Origin of the sequence: Loktanella gaetbuli (assembly GCF_020531945.1) — a bacterium.
In the GTDB taxonomy this organism is placed as follows: Bacteria; Pseudomonadota; Alphaproteobacteria; order Rhodobacterales; family Rhodobacteraceae; genus Loktanella; species Loktanella gaetbuli.
Map to the genome: position 1 here is coordinate 1 of NZ_JAJATZ010000019.1, position 1,238 is coordinate 1,238.

Annotated in this window: 1 protein-coding gene; it reads right to left on the reverse strand. The window is 54.0% G+C overall.

All coding sequences use genetic code 11. From position 1 onward, the window contains the following. Nucleotides 1–18: 18 nt before the first annotated feature. Nucleotides 19–1,175, reverse strand: a protein-coding gene (locus LGQ03_RS16595; protein ID WP_404807695.1) for an IS3 family transposase whose coding sequence is annotated in 2 segments (ribosomal slippage) — nt 19–935 and nt 935–1,175 — 1,158 coding nt in all. Because the reading frame shifts where the segments join, the coding sequence is not laid out codon by codon here. Nucleotides 1,176–1,238 lie beyond the last annotated feature (63 nt).

A 1,238-nucleotide genomic window follows, 5' to 3' on the forward strand; every position in this document is an offset into this window, starting at 1 on the left:
TGAGGTGCCCCTAGTTTTCTAGACGCCTGCCTCGTTCATTTTCTGCTGTTTCATTTCATAGTCAACCGGTGACAGCATGCCGTTGTTCGTGTGCTTGCGTGTTGGGTTGTAGAACATCTCGATGTAGTCGAATACGTCCTGCCTTGCTGCGTCGCGTGTCAGGTATGTTCGCCGCCTGATCCGTTCGCGTTTCAACAGGTGAAAGAAGCTCTCTGCGACCGCATTATCATGGCAATTTCCGCGTCTGCTCATGCTGGCATCCAGATTGTGCTTGCCGAGAAACGATTGCCACTCTTTGCCAGTGAATTGGGAACCTTGGTCGGAATGGATCAAGACCCTATGCTTTGGTTTACGCCGCCAAACAGCGCTCAACAATGCCTGCAAGGCAAGATCAGATGTCATGCGGGACTGCATGGACCAACCGACGACGCGCCTTGAGAACAGATCGATCACAACGGCCAGATAAGACCAACCTTCGTGCGTCTTGATGTACGTGATGTCTGTCACCCACACTCGGTCAGGCGCTTCAACTCCAAACTGCCGATCTAGGGTGTTGTCAGCAACGACAGCAGGCTTGCCACCATATCGACCAGGACGGCGTTTGTAGCCAATCTGTGCCGTGATGCCTGCCAAGCTGGCCAAACGCGCCACACGGTTCTCAGAACAGGTCTCGCCTGCATCGCGCAGGTCATCAGTCAACTTCCGGTATCCGTAGACCCTTCCGCTGTCCGTCCAGGCCTGATGGATCAGCTTTGTCTGACGCGCATCTTCGAGCGCACGCTGGCTTAACGGTTCCTTAAGCCATGCATAGAAACCGCTGAAATGAACCATCAGCACACGGCACATCGACCGCACTGAAAACTCTGCACGGTGAGCCTCTATGAACGCGTACTTCACTGAGACTCGCGCGCGAAGTACGCGGTCGCCTTTTTTAGAATGGTGCGTTCCTCGGTCACCCGGGCCAGCTCTTTCTTAAGCCGTTTGATCTCAGCAGCTTGTTCCGCGACCTCAGATCGGACGTGCGGTGACTGCGCAAACTGAGCCTTCCAAGTGTACAGCGATTTGGTGCTAATCCCCAGCCGCTCAGCCACTTCGCTCACCGAATAACCACGCTCAACAACCTGCGCTACAGCGTCCTGCTTAAACTCATCCGTAAACCGAATTCCCTTACTCATATCCGTCTCTCCTTGGTTCCAAAATTACCAAGCAAAGCGTCTACAAATCTAGGGGCACCTCAG